The organism is Baaleninema sp. (assembly GCF_049974805.1).
GTDB lineage: Bacteria > Cyanobacteriota > Cyanobacteriia > Cyanobacteriales > Geitlerinemataceae > Baaleninema.
The window spans coordinates 1-3,821 of the sequence record NZ_JBNGCO010000031.1 but is presented as its reverse complement, the minus strand read 5'-3'; the positions used below and the strand labels follow the sequence as shown (position 1 = coordinate 3,821).

At 54.8% G+C, this 3,821-nt stretch carries 4 protein-coding genes; 3 read left to right on the top strand and 1 reads right to left on the bottom strand.

Features of this window, described 5'->3' with window-relative positions:
* On the bottom strand, positions 1 to 1,861 hold a 1,861-nt coding region (gene recJ / locus ACP5D4_RS08290), incomplete at its 3' end, for a single-stranded-DNA-specific exonuclease RecJ (protein WP_428011160.1).
* 365 nt (positions 1,862 to 2,226) lie between these two features.
* On the opposite strand from recJ, the gene rpsF reads away from it, so the two are divergent.
* From rpsF to rpmA, 3 genes are all read left to right on the top strand, one after another.
* Positions 2,227 to 2,556 (top strand): 30S ribosomal protein S6, encoded by a 330-nt coding sequence (gene rpsF / locus ACP5D4_RS08285; protein ID WP_428011159.1) that lies wholly within the window; start codon positions 2,227 to 2,229, stop codon positions 2,554 to 2,556.
* Between the two features lie 183 nt (positions 2,557 to 2,739).
* Positions 2,740 to 3,153, top strand: a complete 414-nt coding sequence (gene rplU, locus ACP5D4_RS08280) for a 50S ribosomal protein L21 (protein WP_428011158.1) — start codon at positions 2,740 to 2,742, stop codon at positions 3,151 to 3,153.
* A gap of 88 nt (positions 3,154 to 3,241) precedes the next feature.
* Complete coding sequence (rpmA, locus tag ACP5D4_RS08275; protein WP_428011157.1) at positions 3,242 to 3,505, top strand: 50S ribosomal protein L27; 264 nt, start codon at positions 3,242 to 3,244, stop codon at positions 3,503 to 3,505.
* The last annotated feature ends 316 nt before the right edge of the window (positions 3,506 to 3,821 follow it).

Sequence of the window (3,821 nt, the reverse complement as noted above, 5' to 3'; positions counted from 1 at the left end):
CTTCAGAAGTCGTATCTTCAGAGATGGAATAGTCTAGGCGGTCTTCTTCGACGTTGACCGATTCCGAGACAGACGATTCCGCGTCCGCCGTCAGTTCTACCCCGTCAGGAAGTCGCGCCCCGACGATTTCGAGTTCGATCGCCCGTTCGCCGTTCCAATGATTTTCTCGTAGCTTGTAGGCTAAATCCAGCCGCGTCGGTAGGGGAAAATAATCCCCCCAGCGCCAAGCGATCGCCTTTTTCTCCACGCCGTTCTCGTCGGCGACAGTTAACTTCAAATGTCCTTTTCCTACGAGTCTCTGTTCCAAAACGCGCAGGTTGTGAGTCCAAAACACCGGTTCCGGGTTGCCGATACCACAGGGTTGGAATCGATCGATCTCCTCATATAACGCCGCCTCCGCCGCCTCTAACGCCAAATGGCTGTCGATGGTCACGCGGGGTTTGAGATGGTGCGGTTCCAAACACTGACAGGCGAACTCACTCAAACGCGATCGAAACGCCTCGAGATTTTCCTCCGGTAGCGAAAACCCCCCCGCCGCTGGATGTCCCCCATGTTTCGAGAGTAAATCCTTGCAATATTCCAACGCCTCAAAAACGTTAAATTCAGGAATTCCCCGCGCCGAACCGCGAACCTGCTGCTTGTCTTCCTCTTCGTAAGTACAAATAAACACCGGAACCCCGTACCGTTCCACCAACCGCGACGCCACAATCCCGATGACGCCGTGATGCCAACTGTCGGAAATCGGCACCAACACCCGCGTTTCCATGAGGTCGATTTCCGAAGTTTCGCACCATTCGATCGCTTCCCGTTCGATGTCGTGACACATCCCCTGACGGGTTTGGTTGATTTGTTCGCATTGCATCGCCCGTTCCAGGGCAATACCCCTATCATCCGTCGACAGCAAATCGATAACCAACGGCGGTTCGCCGATGCGTCCGACGGCGTTAATCCGAGGTCCCAAGCGAAAGCCGATGGCGTCTGGTTTCAGGGCTTTATCGCCGTTTTCCGTGGTACCCGACACCTGCATCAACGCCTGAATTCCGGGCATCGTCGAGTGGGGTAGTAACTTCAAACCCTGTTTCACCCAGTAGCGGTTGACCCCCGACAGGGGCGCGAGATCGGCGATCGTTCCCAAGGTCAACAGTTCCAACAGGGGCAACCGCAACTCATCGAGATGCCCCAACTGTTCCGCCACGTACATGGCCAGCATATACGCCACTCCCACCCCTGCCATGCCGCGATAGGGAGAATCGGGGCGGGTCATTTTGGGGTTGAGAATGGCGCTGGCCAGGGGAATTTCCGGCGGTAAGTCGTGGTGGTCGGTTACGATGATTTCCATCCCCAGTTCTCGGGCTTCTTCAACGGGGGCGTGGGCGCTGATGCCGTTATCGACGGTAATAATGAGACCGACGCCTTTTTGGTGGAGTTCGTTGACGATGCGCGAGTTGATGCCGTAGCCATCTGTCATGCGGCTGGGAATGGCGTATTCGACGTTGGCGCCGCAGGTTCGCAAGGCCCGCAGGAGTAAGGCGGTGCTGGTCATGCCGTCGGCGTCGTAGTCGCCGCAGATGGCGATGAGTTGCCCGCTTTGACACATTTCCCGTATCAGGTCGTAACTGATGCCTAAGTCGGGGAAGTCGTCGATGAAGCGGGGCAGGTCGAGGGTTTCGGGGTTGAGGAAGATTTGGGCGCTTTCGGGGCTGTCGAAGCCGCGATCGATGAGGACGCGGGCGAGAACTTCGGGAAGGTGGAGGGTTTCGGCTAGTTCTCGAGTGCGATTCTCGTCGGGGTCGTGGAGATGCCACCGTTGGGGCGGGAGTTTGGGGGTTGCGGAAAATTGGCTGGGAGCGCGATCGAGCATTGAGGCGTTGGGAGGATGTCACTGTTCAGAATTATCACACGGGCTGCCTGGCTTCAATAGGCGGTGTTGGAAAAAGGGTTCACCACAGAGGCACAGAGGACATAGAGACAGACCGAGAGGATCTCGATGGCAACATCGATCGAGCGGGGGCGAGTTTGGGGTATAGTAGTAAGTCGCCTTGCATTTAGATTGAGTGGGGGCGTAACCTCCCCGATTCGATCGATGTCAGGCAAACGAGACGGTATCGATCGCCCTCGCTGCAACGGTGGGTTTGAGGGTCGATCGAACGTTGACTCCTTGCTTCGGGCGGTTCAAGTTAACGGCTCGAACGCCACTGTGACCATAAGGACTGGTTAGGACAGACCATGAAAGAGTTTATCTACGAAACCATGTACATCCTGCGCCCCGATTTGGGAGAAGAGCGCACGGATATCGAAATCAGCAAGTATCGCACGTTGTTGGAAGAAAACGGCGCTCAAGACCTAGATATTCAACACCGGGGCAAACGCCGTTTGGCTTACGAGATTGAAGACCATCGCGATGGTGTTTACGTTCAAATGAACTACGAGGCGCCGGGAGATGCGATCGCGAAACTCGAACGCGCCATGAGAATGTCTGAAGAGGTGCTGCGCTATCTGACGGTGAAACAACCCGTCGTGGCGGCGACTGCTGAAGGCGGCGACGAGGAAGAGTAAGGCGATCGATCTCGACTCGTGGTCTCGACGAAATCTTGACACGATAAGAGCCAGCTTGCGATAATAGGAAGTTGGCTCTTTTGTTTCAGCTCGGAACGGGTCGTACAAAGGCACAGTATCGCAAAGCCACAGCATCGCCACGCGATCTGGCTACCCCTACGGCAATTTAGAAAGGACGGTTTGATGACTTACGCAATTATCGAAACTGGCGGAAAACAGGTCATGGTGGAACCCGGTCGGTTCTACGATGTGGAACTGTTGCACGTGGAACCCGGCGAAGCCGTGACCATCGATAAGGTTCTGTTCGTTCGCCACGAAGACGACGCCCATGTGGGTCAACCTTGGGTGGAAGGCGCTACGGTAGAAGGCAAGGTGTTGGAACACCGCCGCGGCCGCAAGGTCATCGTCTACAAGATGCAGCCGAAGAAGAAAACCCGTAAAAAACGCGGTCACCGTCAGGAACTGACGCGGTTTGCGGTCGAACGCATCAGCGTCAACGGTACGGTGTTGGCGGAAAGCGACGCTTTCGAGGGGATGGGATCTGCCTCCGAACCCACGGAAGTGGTGGCTGAAGTTGCCGAAACTACGGCAGAATAAGAGATCGCGATCGGCGATCGCGAGCGTGAGATTTCACTGAGATTTCACGGAAATTTATTGTCGATCGAATATTCAATCAGGAGAAAGGATGGCTCACAAGAAAGGAACTGGTAGTACTCGTAACGGTCGCGATTCTAACGCTAAACGCTTGGGCGTGAAGCGTTACGGCGGCCAAGTGGTGAAAGCGGGCAACATTTTAGTTCGCCAGCGCGGTACGAAAATCCATCCCGGCGCTAACGTCGGTATCGGACGGGACGATACGCTGTTCGCCCTAGTCGATGGTATCGTCACCTTCGAACACAAAACCCGCAGCCGTAAAAAAGTTAGCGTGTACGCTCAAGCGGACGCTTAAACTGACGGTTGGCTATCCTCAGACGGTGCGTTAAGGTCTCTTGACGCACCGATTTTTTTTGAATTTGGAGAAAATCTCGGGGCGATCGATCGCTACAACGGTTTCAAAACCTGCCATCCCCCCAGTGGAATCGATCGAAGGTCTCGCCACGGGATGTTAAAAAACGATCGCGCAAACTGTAGGCGTTGCTACCAAAATTTGAGAAGATTTGCTACAAATATTCCAGTTCGTTTCAGTATCGCCGTTATCGAACCTGTGACCTTACCAAAAAATTGGGTCTAAAGCCTCGCCCCTTTTAGGGCGACTTTCCAAAAAG

Excerpts from the sequence above, each read along its gene's own strand:
- rpsF (WP_428011159.1), top strand. The coding sequence starts at position 2,227 with ATGAAAGAGTTTATCTACGAAACCATGTACATCCTGCGCCCCGATTTG.
- rplU (WP_428011158.1), top strand. The coding sequence starts at position 2,740 with ATGACTTACGCAATTATCGAAACTGGCGGAAAACAGGTCATGGTGGAA.
- rpmA (WP_428011157.1), top strand. The coding sequence starts at position 3,242 with ATGGCTCACAAGAAAGGAACTGGTAGTACTCGTAACGGTCGCGATTCT.